Below are 17,850 nucleotides of genomic sequence, written 5' to 3'. Positions count from 1 at the left end.
GTAGCTCCTGGATGGGCTTTTTGAGGCAATGACCTCGTGTGTAACCCCATCGTACCGAGGCGCTCGTTTTTGTTCAATCTCCAAAATATTCGTATTACAGGAATTCTAACGGGAAACGATAGCTCAATAAAAACAAGAAGGCAGCCGATCAACGTGATCGGCTGCTTTTGTTCATGAAAGCAGGGAAGTACATGAAACACGTGGAATAAATATACAAATTATCAGTATTAGGAGGTTGAGAAATGTCGTTTCCGACACATATTGTATCGGCAGGCGGAATTGTAGAAGATGGAGATGGAAATATCCTATTAGTAAAAGCCCACGACGACGGTTGGGTATATCCTGGTGGGATAACTGAAGTTGGAGAAAACCTGATTGATGGCGTGATCCGTGAAATTAATGAGGAAAGTGGAATAGAAGCCATTGTTAGCCATTTAATTAGTGTTGTTTCGAATACAGCCATCCATAAGTGGTATGACGGTGAAACTGATGTTCCTACGAAGGTCATGTTTGATTTCGTGTGCAAAGCTGTGGGTGGAGAGTTAGCAACATCGACTGAAGAATCTAGCGAATGCAGGTGGGTTCCAAAGGAAAATGTTCTGGATTTGATCACTTTACCCGCAATCCGCATGCGTTATGAAGCTTATTTGAACTTTAACGGCTCAGTGAATTATATGGAGTACGTCACTGCGACAACGTCAGAGTGTGATGTCAAGCTTCAAAGGAATGTTTAGTTGTATTGATAGTTAAATAAATATAGAAAAGGATTACTGTCGAAGGACAAGAACATCATGGTCCCATAGAAAGTCGCTAACGGCTTTTTTGTTTTATCGGTACAAGTTCTTGTCCCGAGTCAGCAGCTCAACAAGACATATGTACAAAATACGAGTTTTGTGAAACAGATGTTAAGTCATCGTTAAGTATCGTTCTCTTTCGTTTTTAATCTCACTTTCGGTTTGTTTTATTTCTTAACTTCAACTTTCAGTTCATTCGTTTAAGCTCATTTGAATTGCTGTTGGATCCTAGGTTTAATCAATCATCATAAATATCGATCATCGCAGGTCGTTTCAAACATTTTTCAATAAATCTTAATTCGTCTGATCATCCAGATTCTTTCACGTTATCATTTACACCGTTTATGGATTTATTTATTGAACATTCTAGATTTGATGTGCATTTATTGTTTGTTTCTTACAAGCTTGAGTCCATAAGCATTTAACCCCTGAACTCATAATCATCACTAGCACTTCCTAAACATTGTTATCCTTGTTATTTTTCACGTTGCCTCCCTTCTATATTTTTATTATTTACCATTTATTGTTATTTTATGTGTAATTTCAATATCTATTTTATTCGCTTCGAACTCCGCCTTATCCGGAATGATCTAGATACGAAATATCACAAAAAAACCGGCCATATAGGTCGGTTTTTTTCCGGGCAGCATCGAGATCATGCACGTTTTACATAATACTGGAATATATTATGTTGTTTGACTCATATAATCATCATGATTAGTCCCGTCTCTGCAGGGATAAGATTACCAAAGGTTTTCTAAAGTCTTCTCATGCGGCGGAAAACCCGCGATTCCGTAGACTTTACGTTTCAACCACGCCAATACGCACCCAGTGCAGTCCCCTCCTGCTTTACTTCAGATTTGCCGACCATTTCTCAGCACGAGCCTGCAGGTCATCCAGAAATTTCTGAATATCCGGCGCGTTTCCGGATGCAGCCTGGCTTATAAATCCGTTAATGGCTGGAGCGATATCACTCATGTAGAACGGATTGGCTTCATCCATGAGCTCCGAGTGGCCAACATTTGCGATTTCGAGTGCTTTCTTGACAAATTTGTCTTCCGGCGTTACGAAATCAGCGTTTTTAAGTGTCGGAGTACTGGAGAAGTTTTCATACATATATTTTTGCGTCATGTAGCTGGTCAAAAACTTTAACACTTCCCATGATGCATCCACATCTTTTGCATTCTTCGCCATGATGAACGGGTCAACCGCAACCCAGCCTTCGCCTTTAGGCCCCATGTTCAGCACTGGCTCAAAACGGTCCAGCAGCTCTTTATTCTGCTTCGACCGGTATTCACTCATCGTAGAGCCGCCGGTGGAATCAAGGGCAATAGCGATATTGTTCTTCTCCAGTCCGAAATTCTCAGCTCCCTGGGCATTCACGAAACCTGCTGGCGGCAGTTGTGCGGCTTCTTTTAGCCATTCGAGCACTTTGACCATCTCTGGTGAATTCAAGTGCCATTTAATGTTCTTGATATCTTTCAGCGATCCTTCCGCTCCTTTGGCGCCATAAGCAAGGGTTAATGCAACAAAGGTGGATCCGTTTAATGAGTTGCCGCTCCAATACAGACCGTAATTGTCTTCACCGGTTTTCGGGTTTTTGCCGGTCATTTGCTTGGCTTTCTCCAGAATTTCGTCCGGTCCTGGCTGTGCCGAGAGTGTTTCGACACCCCAGTCTTCAAACAGCTTCTTATCATAAATGGTCATCCGGCGGCCAAGAACGGCAGGAATCCCAAACTGCTTGCTTCCATCCGGCGACTTGGTGCTGTAGGAGTTGTTCATGATGCCTTCCAGATAAATGCTCGGGTCAAACGAAGTATCCTTTTCGATCAAGTCGTCCAGATCACGCAAAAGCCCTTCCTGGTACCATTGCGATGCAAAGGCTCCCCCGGTATACAAGACATCCGCATCGCCGGAGAGCAACATAGCCGTTTGTTTGGCTTTTACGTTCTCCCAGGGAATCTGATAAACCTCCAGCTTGATGTTCGGATACATTTTTTTGAACGTTTTATCCAAATATTCGTTGAGTCCGATGGTCGGGTTACCTGTCAGCGCATCGATTCCGTTATCCAGCTGCCAGCCTGCCAGCGCAACGCGAACCGTTCCTTCCATATCCGATACTTTTTCAATGGTAACGCCGCCTGTTACATCTTTTCCCGAACTGCCTGAACAAGCGGCCAATGTAAACACCAGCACGAATGACAGGATAAGCAGCACCGCTTTTTTCATCACATCAACACCCCCGCATAAATTTAGCTTTTTTCTGAATTATTGCTTGATACCAGAAAGCGCAATGCTTTCGATAATATAGCGCTGCAGGAACATATAGACGACGATAACCGGAATGAGGCTCGTGGTCGTGGCCGCCATAATAATGGATGGCTGTTGGTTAATACCGTTGTTATACGTAAACATGGCCAATCCAATCTGGATTGTGTACTTGGCAGCCGATTTCAGGATCAGCAGCGGCCACAGCATATCGTTCCATACGCCCAAGAACAGCAGAATGACCATGGTGGCGATAATCGGCGTACATAGCGGCAGATAAACCCGGCTGAATACCGTAATTTCCTTGGCTCCATCTAGTACGGCCGCTTCCCTTAAACTGCTGGGCAATTGATCAAAGAACGCTTTGGCTAAAAAAGTACCAAACGCATAGTTCATGGCGGGCAAATAAAATGCCAGATAATTGTCGACCAACCCGAGTTTACTGAACAAAAGATACTGCGGAATCATGGTCATTTCGAACGGAATCATCATCGTGCTTAGCGCCAGCAGCAGGACGAAATTGGCCCCTTTGAAGCGAAGCTTGGATAAGGCATAACCGGATAATAACGCGGACAACGAGCTGATGATAATGACCCCTGCACTGACAAGCGTGGAATTGCCGATATATCGGAACATATTGATATTGGTGAAAGCGGCTTCATAGGTTCGGATTGAAGGCTCCTCCGGCCATATTTTCGGCGGGAAGGAAATATTTAACCGTGCAGCCCAATCGAAGCTCGTTACCAGCATCCATAAGAATGGCACAATCATGATGAATGAACCTACCAACAGAACCAGTGTTAGGATCAGCTGTTGAAGTGTAATTCGTTTACGGCGCACAGGCTCCTTGGGCAAGGCAGAACTGCTCATAGTTACCCTCCTGTCTTCTGGAATAAGGTTCCCCTACGGACCCGAATCATGGATAATGGCGTTAGTCCAAACTGTCTTTGCGGCGGTTGAGCAGCATAAGGAACACGGTTAAGATGAGTATGATGACGAATAACAGATAGGATACGGCCGTAGCCAGCCCCATCTGCGAAGAGAGAAACGCATTTCGGTAAATATACAGCACCACGGTCATCAGGCTTCCCCCCGGATTACCAGCGGTTCCGCCGATTAACCATACATCCGTAAACCGTTTCATTCCGCCGATGGTTCCCATGATGAGCATGAACACAAAGATTGGACGCAAGTATGGAATCGTAATGTACCACCATTTCCGGTAGGTACCGGCCCCATCCACTTCTGCTGCTTCATAAAGATCCCGTGGAACGCTCTGCAAACCAGCCAGAAAAATAATGGTGTTGTACCCAAGCGCGCCCCATAAACTCATGAGCACGATACTGTAACGGGCCACTTCCGGGTTCGTGAACCAGCCGACAGGATCAAGGCCGAACAAACCAATCACAAAGTTGATCAGCCCTTCCTTGGACGGAAAAAACAAGAAGGAGAACAACAAGCTTGTAGCAACGCCTGACACGACATTGGGCAGAAAATATACCGCTTTGAAAAAATTACGTCCCAGATGCCATTTCAGATTATTTATTAAGCTCGCTAAAACAAATGATAGTGCAATTCCAAGCAGTACAGACCATATCCCCATGACAAACGTATTTGAAAGCGCTTGCCAAAATAAGGTATCTTCTAATGCATATTGGTAGTTGCTCAGGCCCACCCAGGTGCCGGATAAATTGAGCCCGGATGTCTGATGAAAACTCATAAACAGTGCGGCGAACATAGGATAAATGGCAAATACGATGACACCAACAATCAGTGGAGCGCTGAATAGATAGCCCATCCAGTCATTGCGCGTAAATCTGAACTTTCGTTTAGCCCGATTTCCATGCTCCGCTGTCCATTTCCCTTCTGGGGTGGATGACAAACCGATCCTCCTCCTTTCGTTAATAACCGGATCCATTCCGGTAATCGGACAAGACGTTCATGTCCATTCTGTAAATGGTTATGTGGACGAATCCGGATTATGTGTTATTCTTTTTTTCACAGACGTGAATGGAAGAACAACACCTTCAGCGATTCCTTATCGGCAGTGTATGCAGCGGCCCGCATCCGGGTGTATGCCTACAACGACCATGTTTCGAATCTCACTGAAAAAAGCACAGCCTCTTTCAGGCTGCGCTTTTTTTATAATTCAAAAGGCTTATACCTCGATAATGATGGGCAGAATCATCGGCCTTCTCTTGGTCTCGCTGTATATGAATTTCCCGACATGATCTTTCAAGGTCTGCTTGATCAGATTCCATTGGGTGGACCCGGTTTCCGTTAAATCCTTCATGGAAGACATGACGATATCGTGGATTCGACCCATGAATTCCTCCGAATCTTTCACGAAGATGAAACCTCTGGATATGAGCTCAGGCTTCGCTACCATCTGCTTTTCCGTTTTACTGAGAGTAGTTACAATAAGGAGCATCCCGTCCGAGGACAGCTGCCTGCGGTCCCGCAAAACGATGTTGCCTACGTTCCCGATCATCAATCCGTCCACCAGGCTGTTGCCTGAAGGGATTTTTGGACCTAAGGAGGCCATTCCCTGCTGGATTTGGATCGTGTCGCCATTCTGGATGATGAACACATTTTCATTAGGAATCCCCACGGAATCCGCCAACTGACGATGCTGATACAGCATTCGGAACTCACCATGAACAGGAATTAAGTAATCCGGTTTCATCAAGGTGAGCATTAATTTCAACTCTTCTTGGCTGCCGTGCCCGGATACGTGCATCCCTGAAGCTGAACCGGACCCATAGATGACCTGGGCACCCAGCACATACAAATTATCGATCACATGAGCAAGGTTCCGTTCATTTCCAGGTATGGCCCCTGCAGCAATGATAACGGTATCGCCAGGCAAAATCTCGATATGGGGATGCTTGGAGTTGGCTAATCGTGATAAAGCTGCCATTGGTTCCCCTTGACTCCCCGTGCATAGCACGGCAATTTTGTCCGGTGGATAACGCTCGCTGTCGCCTGCATCAATCAGTAAGTCATCGGGGATATTTAAGTAGCCATGCTCCTTGGATACGGTAACGACATTCACCATGCTGCGGCCGAGCAGAATGAGCTTTCGCCCTGTTTCAGCGGCGGCATCGATGATATGCTGAACACGGTTCACGTTCGACGCAAACGTAGAGATGAATACCTGCTGTTTTGCCTGTGCGAATGCTTCCAGGATATGTCCGCCAACGAGTCGTTCCGAAGGCGTAAATCCCGGTCTCTCGGCGTTTGTGCTTTCGGATAATAATACCTTTACCCCTTGCTTGCCGATTTCAGCCATCCGATGCAGATCCGGATATGGTCCCTTCACAGGAGACATGTCAAATTTAAAATCTCCCGTGTGAACAACATTGCCTTCAGGTGTCTGAAAGACGATACCCACGCAGTCGGGAATGCTGTGGCTGGTCGAAAAAAAAGAGGCATGGATGGCGCCCGCTTCAATGGTGGAATTTGCATCGATCGTGTGGAGCTCGGAATCACGCAGAAGGCGATGCTCTTTCAGCTTGATTTTAATCAGCTCAATCGTGAGCTTCGTCCCATACACAGGGATCGGGAGCTGCTTCAGCAAATAAGGTATCCCTCCGATATGGTCCTCATGTCCGTGAGTGACAATAAGGGCTCTGACTTTATCCGCATGGTCCAGCAAATAGGTGAAGTCAGGCACAATTAAATCGATGCCAGGCAGGTTTTCGTCTGGGAATTTGGAGCCGCAATCAATGACCACGATATCTTGATCGTACTGAATGAAGTACATGTTCTTACCAATTTCGTTCACGCCGCCTAGCGCTGCGACCAGCAATTGATGTTCAGCTATATTCATAACGATGAAGCCTCCTTCTCTCTATCCACCTAGTCCAATTCTTCGTTGCTGTCGGTTCTCCTATATTATTGAAATTGTCACAGAACTTATGCACCAAGGTATACAATGGTTCATTCTTGTGAGCATGGTATGGAAGTACAGCAAAAAACCCGCCATCCGTAGGCGGGCTATCCTTGAAATGAAGATAAGGTTGAATCCGGGTTTCATGTTAAAAACCGAGCAGATTTTTAATCGTAATGAATATGACCGGGATCAACAACGCTGGCGTGAGATTCATGGTTTTAAAGTTCCGTATGCCCAAAATGTTAAGGCCTGAAGCAAAAATTAATATAGCGCCAATGATGGATATTTCGGTTAACAGCTCCGTTGTAATAAAGCCAGAGGCTGCGCCGGCCATCACGTACAATAACCCTTGCCAACAAAATGTGACCACGGCTGATAGAATGATGCCAATGCCGAAGGTTGAAGCCAGTACGATGGATGTCACGCCATCCAGAATGGCATTGGTAAACAGATAAGTATGATTATTGTGCAAGGCGCTCTCGATCGGTCCGATAATGGATAGTGTTCCAATACAAAACAACAGAATGGCCGTAGTTAATCCTTCAGCCAAATTTCCCTTGGTGAACCTCGACACCGCTTTTTTAAATCCCTGCTCCAGGTTGAGCTTCTCCCCGATCAGACTGCCTATGGCAAGACTTATAATGAATAAAACGGGATATTGGCTATCCGGCATATACTTCACGATCGAATTCACACCAAGTGCCATGACGGCCAAACCCATCGCCTGCATCAGAATGTCCTGATAGGTTTCGCTCATCCCCTTCTTAAATACATTTCCAATCGTACTGCCTACAACAATGGTTGTTACGTTTACAATGGTTCCTATCACAGCCGTTCTCTCCTACTAAATATGTTTTGATACAAAGAATAAACCCTCCAGCAGCTGGAGGGTCAATCGTTTATTTAGCAAGCATTTGAATTTCGGTTACGAATTGAGAGGGATCACCGGTAAGCCCGTAATCAATGTAAGTGATCTCCAACGCATCCTCGATCAGGCTGTATCCTTTTTCCTCGATATAATCCAGGAGCTTTCTATAATAAGGCGCTGCATCTTCGTGTGTCCCGGCAAACCGAATCGTAGTATAAGTGCCTTGGGGCCATATCTTCTCATCGACCTCAGAGCTGCTGCGCGAACTTTCCTGCTCCACAATGACAAAAATGGAGTCATATTGATCAAATTTACTTTGCATTAAACGATTCATCGAGATCGATAATCCTACTTTGCCAAGGAAAATGGTGGACTTCATTTTGGTGCTGTTCTCCAATAATCGGATCGGCATATCCAGATTGTCGCTTTTATGTATGTTCTGTTTGAGCAAAACCATCACTCTCTCGGGAAACTCGACTTCCCGAATTTTGTAGAGCTCTTCCTTATTCGAGGCATCTTCGATCTGCTCAATTCGGCTTTTTATCTTCGCCCGGATTCTTTGATATTCCTCAATTTTCTCTTCGGTTCTGCGCTGCTGCTCCTTGAGCAGGGTTAGTATATGGTCAATCTCCCGATCATCCAGAAAAAGCTTAATGTCCTTTAAAGGGATGCCAAGCGCCTTGAGATACAGAATGGTATTCAGCTGCTCGAATTGATCGACCGAATAATAACGGTAATTTGTCAGATGATCCACGGTTGCCGGTTTAAATAAATCAATATCGTCGTAATACCGGAGGGTGCGGATATCGATCTGAAAAAGCTTGGATATTTCACCGATCGTAAACATATCATCTCTCCTCTCCTTAACAGCCTATACCCTTCGTTAAATTTGCACAATAAAATGATAGGATATGCAACAAAATACAACCAACGTCTCATCAGCTATATTACGAGATGCATCACTATACGTCGTGTAAAAAAACAAAAAGACTACCGAACCATCGGCAGTCTTCTAAATAAATCGAGTGCGGTTCGCATCCTACTGATGCTTTCCCTGTTTGTTAGGGCCTTTAACCGGCTTGTCGTCAACGCTGACAAAGATCGGATTAGAATAAAACCACAGGTCGCTATAGTTTCGTTTATTAATTTCCGCAAACCGCTGCTCGTTGTCTTCGATGTCCGTTTTCGGATCTATGAGTGGGTCGCCATTGCTGGTTTCTCCAGCAACATTCACGCCAAGATTCGTCCCTCTTAAACGGAAGTATTGATCCTTCGTTGCGGTCGTCCGATAAGTGATGACGTTGTATCCATCCCGATCGGTCTTCCAATCCTTGCTCGTAAAACGTTTAACCACTTTCGTCGAGTCGTTGGTGCTCTTGCTGTAAGCCGCCGTACCTGGCTGCGCTTTCCCTGTTACGTCGCCTGAGATCAAATCGACATGATCTACGGTTACAGGATCACCGTTGTTATTTTTACTCGGACTTTTGAATCGGATCGTAATTTCGATCGGGTTCCCTTTCTTCACTTGCAGGTTACTCCCCATTTCGGCCTGCTTGTTCCCGTGACGAACGCGATAATCCAGCGCGTTAATTAAATCGCCGTAGACGGAGAACGATTTACCCGAACGCATACCGTTAAGTACGCTTTGCATGTCGTCCCCATTCACCCAAGTGTAATTTTTAGCGTATTGTCCGGGCCAATATCCACTGGAGTACAAACGGTTTTCACTGATCTCAAAATGAGAATCCGAGTTCGCAAAGTTCCAAAATTCGCGTCCTTCGCCAAGCAGCGCATCCCATACGCCGCCAACCTTGGCAATCATGTAATCAGCGCCGCCGTACGTTCTGTTTTCCGGCGTGGTTAAGTTTAGTCCGCCGCGATCCGGTTCCATCTGATTCCCTGGCATGCCTTCCATTCCGAACACCACGTTTGGCGCAATATTGTTGAAATCCCGGATATCCGCGATGGTGTACACGGTTTTTCTGGAAGGATGGTTGAGCAATGCATAACTGCGGTTTCCATAGTTTTTCTGAAGCCATGCCAGCGCTGTCCGGGCATCTTCTGGAGTCGTATAGGCCCGGCTGTCTTGTTTATTCCAATCGGCGACATCTTTGGGATTGAACATCGCTTCATCGCGATCAGTGAACAGATACTCGAACTGACGGGCTGCCTTGAGGCTCGATTCTGAACCGAATTTACCTGATATAATACCGATTCCCACATGTTCATATGTAGGCATGTCCCACTCGAAGCCTGAGAAGATAATCTTGTTCTTGTATTTCCCTGTTTCCTGAAGCTGCTGAATCTTGGGAATCTGGTATCGACCCATTCCCATGGAGAACGGAATAGATCCGCCGGCAAGGGGATTTCCCTCGTCGTCCCGTTTAGAAACTCTAAGATGGTCGGAGACCGCGATCCAATCCAGGCCATACTTCTGGAATCCGTTGTCCAGCAATTCCTGCAGGGATTGGCTGGCATCATCGGATTGATACGTATGCGCGTGATACTCCCCTGTCATCCATTTGCCGTTTCCTTCCGGCCTAATCTTAGCCCCATCTTCCTTTGCATGAACAATCATGCCTTGCGAAGAAATGGACAAGCTGAGCGCCAAAACCATGATGGTTTTCTTCTTTAGCTGCACTTCATGGCACCTCCAAATTGATATCGTTCGTCAAACTTCTTAAGTGTAAGCCTCCATGATGAAGAGAATGTTATCGTAAATCGTTGATTGTGTAAGAATGAAGCTCCCTATTCAATATATCTCTATGAAAAAATACCACCCTTGAAACATGAAATACGCAAGTTCTATACTTTATGGGTTACATATTTAATATTATGTAAACTTTAAAAAGAATGACTACAACCTAAACTCGGCTGCAGTCATTTTCAAAGCTATCCATTTAAGATTACAATCTTTTAGACAAAGTTCGACGCACCAGCTTCACCCTTCCATTTATCCCAGAAGGCAATGCAGTCTTTCCATATAAGTTCTCCAGCGTATTGGCTGCCCGGATGGTAATCCAATTGCTCCCCTGCTCAACATATGGCGCGATATTCCAGTGATAAGGAGGCCACAATCGAATCCCTGCCTCCATATCATTCACATATAAAGAAGCTGTCTCCCTTATATCTTCAGCTTCCAGCCATAATTCCTCACCTGGAGCCAAGCTAACTTGGGTCAGATCCACTTGCTGGGAGTATTCTCCCGCTCCCGCATAATAAGGATAGCCGGCAGAAGCCCAACAACCAAACATACGTTCCGGACTCGCGTTTAGCCTCACCCGATCTTCTATAACAAAGGGTCCGATCAAAAATGCAGGAAATGAAATGGCCGGCATCGGCTCCAGCAATGAAACCGTCAGAATCTCAAGTTCGTTCTCACCCGCTAACAAATGCGGCGTGATATCCACGCTAGCATAGTGTTGATCCTGCCAAGTAGAGGGCTGCAGCGCATTCTGTCTTACGCCATTCACGAAGATTTCAAGGTTGCGCCTGCGCTGCAGGAAACCGATATGGGAAGGGATTTTCTGCTCCACATCGTCCAGAATGAGCTCGATCTTCGGTGATGGGTTGTTATTGGATTGATACGGAAGCCCGCCACCGCTCGGTGATTGCAAGCGTTCGAGCAATTCCTTCGTCATGGTAAACGTTGTACGATACGTGTTCACTTGCCCAGGCATCGTAGCGTTCATCCTGGACTGTCGGTCATTCAGCGTGACCTGCCATTGGTCCAGTAATAGAACATTAGGTTCGAGTGTCTGGAAACGCCATAGATTATCAAGAAGGACTACATCCCCGTCTTCCCACTCCATATCGAACATTTGTTCTATTGAACCAATTGTGCTCTCCTCAGGTACAACCGATAGCACTCGCAGCTCTCCAGGTGCATAGGTAAGAACGAAATCGCTGGCTAACCGGCGTATTTCTCCGCTTTCTAAGCCCCATTCTTCGATTCGGTACTTCACCTCCATTGCATCAAGCTTCATGGAAACGGAATTCTCCGACCAGTTCATCAGCCACACAAATACCCGGTACCCGAACACACGTTCCACACTAATCAAATCCTCATGTTGTCCTTCGATCAACTTCCATCGTAAAACAGGAGTTTTCCTTAATAACCCGCTTACACGTTCACACAACGAATCAATCGGATCAGGAAATGGCAGGTTCTCCAGGGAATAAAACAGCGTATACCCCTTGCCGATGGATCGTAATTCATTATGCTGCGGAGTCGAATCAAACAGCGCATGCATATGCTTCGCCAGTTCCGGATCATGATGCAAGCACTCGCTATGCCGCGGTATCGCTCCTACGGCAATGAGAGTACCGCCTTGCTTAACATAAGAAACGAGCTGTGCGGCTATGTCCTTCGACATGACCTCAATCTCCGGCATAATCAAAACCGAATATATGTTCGTACACCCGTTAAATCGTACCCCTTCTCCATCCATAAGGCTGGCTTCGCGAAGCTGAGATTCGTCTACATAGTCGTAATCAATGGATCTGCGAAGCATCCGATCCGACAGGAGCGAGAATAGAGCATCGGAAGCGGGATGTTTATTCGATTGACCGGATACGAACATATTTTCGTATACCGTATGGATAGGTGACAGCAGAAGAACCTCCGGTGTACGTTTACCGCTCGCGCCAAGCAGACTCAGTCGACCGAGATAGTCGGCAAAAGCACGATAATGCGGCCAGTGAGGCGCATGCTTGAATTCCGTCGGCGGGAAATCGGTCTTCCGATACCCGGCAAACGAGTAATAGAACGCATGCGGGATGAAGAGGCTAACGCCCAGAAATGCCATGAAGTTGGCATCCAGTCGCCGCTCTCGCATGGAATAGCCGTGACCGCTTGCGCCAAACGATTCGCAGATCACCCGTTCCTTGCTGTTCAGCTGAGCGACAGAAGCTGCCGTCTTTACCGACACGATCCGATGCGGATTCTCCTTCGTGCCGATGCCGGGCGTTAAATAATCCACGCCAGCGTAGTGAAACTGCTGCAGCACCCGGGTCTGATTGCCTTGCGATCTAGCCTGTCCCCAGATCGGCTCTTCGAGCGTATGTCCGATGTAGAGCAGTCCATGCCGCTCACACCATGAACGAATCGCATGATGATAACCCTCAACATACCAGCGTGTTATCGTATCATAATACTGCTGCTTCGTTGACCGGCTGCCATCAGCCATGTTATATAACAAGGCGCCTAACCGCGGGATGAGATCATAGCCGTTCTCTTGCTGATATCGCTCCGCCATCCCTTCCGTCCAAGCGAAAACCATGCCCGGCAGGGTAGCGCCTACATCGTCAACTGCCGTCCGAATCGCTTCTACCCCAAAGAAACCATCGTGGATCATTAGCCCGGGTTCGTCGGTAAAAACACCTTGAATCGTTGTGCCAAAGTATTCCTGCAAGGACTGAAACGGATCATAGGACATCCGGATGAAAGTCTGAACGGCTTCCGGATTCAACGTATCCAAGTAGTAACCTTGGGCAAACGTAATGCCTTCCGCGATTTCGCAGGACCAGCAGGCCAGCACGATATAAGGATCCTCCGTAGTCGGCGTCCATTCCCTGCCCCATACATGCGTAAGATCCTCCGGTTCATCACAGAGCAGCCACTCCCCTTCTGACTCGACGGCAGGGTAAGCCAAAATCGCAATAAGCTCATTGTGATCATAACGCGCAAAATCCAGCTTCAATCCTTGTTGTTGTCCGTCAAACGTATATCTTTTCTCTTCAATCCTTAAGTAACGCATGCGATATTCCGGATGCTGACGCGTCAGTTTCCCGCCCAGCGTTCCGCTTGGCCAATTGTCCTCATCGTACAGCCAGACGACCATATTACGTTTCTTGCACTCCAGGGTGCAGAACTCCAAAGCTTCCATAAATGCCGGTGACAGGTAAGAGGTTTGCATCCCATGACGCGCATGCAGAACAACACCGCCGACACCCGCTTCATACATCGATTGGATCTGGCTTTCCAGCTCCGGCTTCGTGAGCTCATGATTCAGGAACCAGAACGGCTGCGGGCGATAGGTGGCATCCGGATTCTCGAATTGCTGCTTCAGTTGCATTAGATCCTTACGGGCTATTTCTGCCTGAACATTAACGTTATTCAACATGCATCACCTGTCTTATTACAGATTTCATTCAGACCGGGACATAAGCAACCGGATGAAAAAACCACCGACAACGGAGCGATTCTGGAAGTTCATCTGTTTGCCGCTAATCGTGTCATACCAATCGGTCACCGGAACGCGAGCAGAGGTTTCATTCATGAAATCCCATAAGGGCGCAATCATGGCTTCAAACTGGGATTGCTTGGCACTCATGGAGGCACACCATACCAGCCAATCCGCTTTTGTATACGTATCGCGGCTATCCAGCGGAAGGCCGTAACGATTCTGTTTCAACTTATAATAGTCCAGCTCTTGGGCAGCAACTTCTTTTGGAAACAGGTTTAATTCCAGCAGGCGATCCCATACCAGATTGTATTTCATGCTCCAGGTATCGTTTGCGCTGTCGAACGTAAGCTTATAATGATCACCTGCATCGGCCATGGATATCCATTCATTCGCCATATTCCGAGCGGCTTCAAGATAAGAGGCCCCTTCCTGTAAGCCCAGCAGTTCGCACATGTACGAATACGCGGCAATGCCCAAGATCGCTTTGATGGACAAATTCGCATTATGCGCCAAATGTCCGGCAAAATCATCCGTGCACAGCTGATTATCCGGATCGAGTCCATGCTGCAGTAGATATCCCGCCCAAGCGGTAAGAGGTTCCCAGTGCTCCCGGGCAAAATCCGCATTCTCTTCATATTTGCATACCGCGGCAGCCATTAGGAGCATATTCCCGCATTCTTCGATCGGCATTTGGTATTCCAGCTTGTTCTCGCCATACACCTGGCCGTTGGCTTTGGGGTATGTTCCCACGTCATGAGGCGCAAAATCGAACGGCCAATCAGGGCTCATGGCATACTTATAAATCGGGCGCATCATCCCCTTGACCATTTCAGGATTGTATCTCAGGAACAATGGAATCGACGGATAACTGACATCGACCGTAGCGATGCATCCGTTGCTGAAATTCTCCTTGGAAAAAAACAACACATGTCCCGCTTCATCGGCAACCAATTTATGCGCGGCTACTGCCTGTCGATACGTCAAGGCCAAGATATCCCGGTATTTTTCACCGCCTGCGGCAAGGCTCTCTGCCATCAGCTCGCGATTGAAGCTCTCACATTGCTGCATGATGACTTCATATTGGGCGGCGGACTGTAACAGCATGTCATGGAACGTCAATCCGTTTCGCTTCCAGTAAGCATCCAGCGGCTGGTTAAAATATTCGATGGCATGAATATCATCATACGCAAGCATCAGATACTCAGATTCCCATTCATCCCGTACTGGGCCCAGATCAATTTCGGCTGCCATAACGGGGGTATGATTGGATACGGCCCGCGGCTTCTGCTGATCATCTTCCGGAGGTAATTGACCAGTTCGTACATACAACTCACGGCCTGACACAGAATGAATGACCGTCTGGATGCGTTCCGTACGGGGAACCGCCAGCACCATATACCCCCAATCGATTCGGGTATCATCTCCGGCAAGCTGCAGGATCGGCTGTTCGACAGTACCCATCGCCATCATATTCAATTGTCCATCGATAACGCGATGCTCCCAGGTCACTTGCTGATCCGGTGTATTTACGCACCATTCGCCTGTAACATCGAAGTAGAGCTTCACATCATGTTCGCGCCCATCCTTCGAACGAACCTGAACTGTCACATACGTTACGGGCCGGGATAACAGATCAAGATCATTCAGTAATAAAGGCGTGGTGAACTCAACTTGAAGCTCAATGCCTTCCCCTTGGAACGTATAACGGGTAGTTACCGGCTCAACCGTCAAATCGGTTTGCTGGAGAACTTCAAGCTCGGGACGTTCTGCTGAATCCGCCGCTGCTACCCTCCCCATAAATCGTCTGGGCAAGCCATCGATGATCGCAAGGCCGACCATACCTTGAATCTTGTTAGTCCAATGCCGGGTATGATCATCGTTGAGATGATCCGCCGCGGACCAGACGCTGAAGTAAGGATCTACGGTAACCAGCGGTACGGATGGAGGTCTGAATTTCGTTGTCATCTGACATCAACTCCTTCATGTCTTGTTTATTCTTGACGATGCCTTCTATATCCTTGTGATGGGGAAACAAAAACCAAGGAGAGCACCAAAAGGCTCCGCCCCCTTGATGGCCAAGGTGCTGCGAAGCCTTTCGTTTTACCGGGCTCCCTTGACGTTGGAAGTCATCAGTTCGGCATCTGAACGGTTACCACGTCTTTCCCCATCAGATTTTCGTTCGTGAACTGCATCGCTTTCTCATATCCGGTTTTACGGAGCTGTTCCCGTAGTTCATTGATAATGCTCATCGCCGCTTCATCCGATTTGGCAAATACCGCTTCCTTCCACGCATCTCCCATTCGATCCATCGATGGCTTCAGCATCTCCCATTCCGGCGCCTTCGTGATAACATCACCCGGGTTATAAGCTGTTATTACGTGAATGCCGTTCGGACGGAGGATTTTGCGAGCGTTCTCCATCGCTTCAAGCCTTTCTTGTTCCGCCCAGATGTCTCCTCCCGCAGCGGAATTGATGCGGTCAAGCCCTGTCAGCGATTCCAGACCGATGCTGATGCCTTCGTTCTTCCACAGCTTCATGTTGGTGTCCGTGCTGAATTTGTCAAACCATTCCTGATTGGCGACCGGCTTGCCGTCCTTCATGTCCCAATGAACGCCCTGCACACCGTACCGGGCAAGCATAAAGCCTTCGTCGGAAGCCATGAAATCCAGGAACTTCAATGCAGCGTCAACGCAAGCGCCTTTGCAGTTCTTCGTGATCGCCGTTACGTTATTTCCCTGAATCCCCAGATCAACAGGCCTGTCCGGCTCAACGTCAGCGCGCTCCAACGGGCCGAGAGGAATGTAGTCGCTGCCCGGATGCGAAGAGACATACTCCTTGGAAGCATCCAGGATGGCCGGATAGTGCGCAGCCAGGATGGCAATGCGGCCTTGATTGATTTTTTCCTTGGCAATCGGGTCTGTCTGGGTGAAGGCTTCAGGATCCATCAGCCCCTCTTCAACCAGCTTACGATAAAACAGCGTGTATTCTTCATAACCCTTGGTGAAGAAGTTATGTTCAACCGTGCCGTCGCCTTTGTCGACGTAACTCGCTCCGGAATAAAACATGGTGTTGCCGATGCCAACGGCCCAGCCGTTACTGAAACCGCCCAGAGGAAAGACCGGCTGGCCGTTCTCCTGCAGATTGGCATCCTTGATTTTTTTGAGGAAGTTGTAGAAATCCTCCTTCGTCACAACGGATTGCGGATCGACGCCGACTTTCTCGGCGATGTCTTTGCGCACATAGAAACCATAAAGCCAATCCATGCCATCTTCGTTCGTGGCCGGCTGATTTTGCAGCAGCAAATATTTTTTGCCGTCGTAGGCGTCTATCGCTTTCTCATATAATGCCGGCGGTACATTTTCTTCCGCAATCGATTTGGACAAGTTCGGATAATCCTTCAGCTTGTCCGATATATCCACCAATTGTCCCTCTTTGGCAGCCTTAATGATGCCATCCAATTCCCCGCCCCAGGCTGGCCCGGTATAAATGTCCGGCAAATCCTGCGTGGCGAAGATCTGGTTAACCTTCTCCGTCTCACTGCCTTTTGTATATTCCCACTCGAGGGTGACGCCGGTTTTCTCCTTGATGACTTCCTCCACGGGCGTTATGGCATCAGAACCGTTGGAACCGTTCCAATTGTGTAGTATTTTGAGTTTGTATGAATTCTCTCCTTCTGCCCCTTCTCCGTTATCTCCGTTCCCTGATGAATTCGTGCAGCTGATCAGCAAACCTCCAACCATGATGGACACGAGCAATGCGGAAACGCCTTTCGACCAAATCCTCTTCAAACCAATCGCCTCCTGGAATATGGATATCAATGATCTTGGTAAAGCTTTG

Annotated in this window: 11 protein-coding genes; 1 reads left to right on the top strand and 10 read right to left on the bottom strand. The window is 47.5% G+C overall.

Features of this window, described 5'->3' with window-relative positions; all coding sequences use genetic code 11:
• Positions 1 to 242: 242 nt before the first annotated feature.
• Positions 243 to 734: an NUDIX hydrolase gene (locus AK95_RS14450; protein ID WP_071220688.1), complete on the top strand. Its 492-nt coding sequence runs from the start codon at positions 243 to 245 to the stop codon at positions 732 to 734.
• Between the two features lie 909 nt (positions 735 to 1,643).
• Here the strand turns inward: AK95_RS14450 and AK95_RS14445 are convergent.
• The 10 genes from AK95_RS14445 to AK95_RS14400 all read right to left on the bottom strand — a co-directional run bounded on the left by AK95_RS14445 (position 1,644) and on the right by AK95_RS14400 (position 17,801).
• Complete coding sequence (locus AK95_RS14445; RefSeq protein WP_071220687.1) at positions 1,644 to 3,023, bottom strand: extracellular solute-binding protein; 1,380 nt, start codon at positions 3,021 to 3,023, stop codon at positions 1,644 to 1,646.
• A 39-nt stretch (positions 3,024 to 3,062) separates the two neighbouring features.
• Entirely contained in the window at positions 3,063 to 3,932 is an 870-nt protein-coding gene (locus AK95_RS14440; protein WP_071220686.1) for a carbohydrate ABC transporter permease, read from the bottom strand.
• A 61-nt stretch (positions 3,933 to 3,993) separates the two neighbouring features.
• Positions 3,994 to 4,944, bottom strand: coding sequence for a carbohydrate ABC transporter permease (locus AK95_RS14435; protein WP_071220685.1), 951 nt, complete (start codon positions 4,942 to 4,944; stop codon positions 3,994 to 3,996).
• Positions 4,945 to 5,220: 276 nt separating this feature from the next.
• A complete protein-coding gene (locus AK95_RS14430; RefSeq protein WP_071220684.1) occupies positions 5,221 to 6,894 on the bottom strand; it encodes a ribonuclease J in 1,674 nt (557 codons plus the stop codon).
• A 208-nt stretch (positions 6,895 to 7,102) separates the two neighbouring features.
• Positions 7,103 to 7,786 (bottom strand): DUF554 domain-containing protein, encoded by a 684-nt coding sequence (locus AK95_RS14425; protein ID WP_071220683.1) that lies wholly within the window; start codon positions 7,784 to 7,786, stop codon positions 7,103 to 7,105.
• A gap of 70 nt (positions 7,787 to 7,856) precedes the next feature.
• Positions 7,857 to 8,672, bottom strand: coding sequence for a MerR family transcriptional regulator (locus AK95_RS14420; RefSeq protein WP_071220682.1), 816 nt, complete (start codon positions 8,670 to 8,672; stop codon positions 7,857 to 7,859).
• Positions 8,673 to 8,864: 192 nt separating this feature from the next.
• Positions 8,865 to 10,466, bottom strand: a complete 1,602-nt coding sequence (locus AK95_RS14415) for a CehA/McbA family metallohydrolase domain-containing protein (protein ID WP_071220681.1) — start codon at positions 10,464 to 10,466, stop codon at positions 8,865 to 8,867.
• 265 nt (positions 10,467 to 10,731) lie between these two features.
• Entirely contained in the window at positions 10,732 to 13,950 is a 3,219-nt protein-coding gene (locus AK95_RS14410; RefSeq protein WP_071220680.1) for a glycosyl hydrolase, read from the bottom strand.
• Between the two features lie 24 nt (positions 13,951 to 13,974).
• The gene (locus AK95_RS14405; protein WP_071220679.1) at positions 13,975 to 15,978 is read right to left on the bottom strand and encodes a glutaminase family protein; all 2,004 of its coding nucleotides are present in this window, start codon (positions 15,976 to 15,978) and stop codon (positions 13,975 to 13,977) included.
• Positions 15,979 to 16,142: 164 nt separating this feature from the next.
• Positions 16,143 to 17,801 carry an extracellular solute-binding protein gene (locus AK95_RS14400; protein WP_071220678.1) on the bottom strand — a complete coding sequence of 553 codons (1,659 nt, stop codon included), beginning with the start codon at positions 17,799 to 17,801 and terminating at the stop codon, positions 16,143 to 16,145.
• Between the last annotated feature and the right edge of the window lie 49 nt (positions 17,802 to 17,850).

This window comes from Paenibacillus sp. LC231 (genome assembly GCF_001860525.1).
In the GTDB taxonomy this organism is placed as follows: Bacteria; Bacillota; Bacilli; order Paenibacillales; family Paenibacillaceae; genus Paenibacillus_AQ.
The sequence above is the reverse complement of the archived record's forward strand: the minus strand, read 5'-3'. Positions and strand labels throughout refer to the sequence as shown.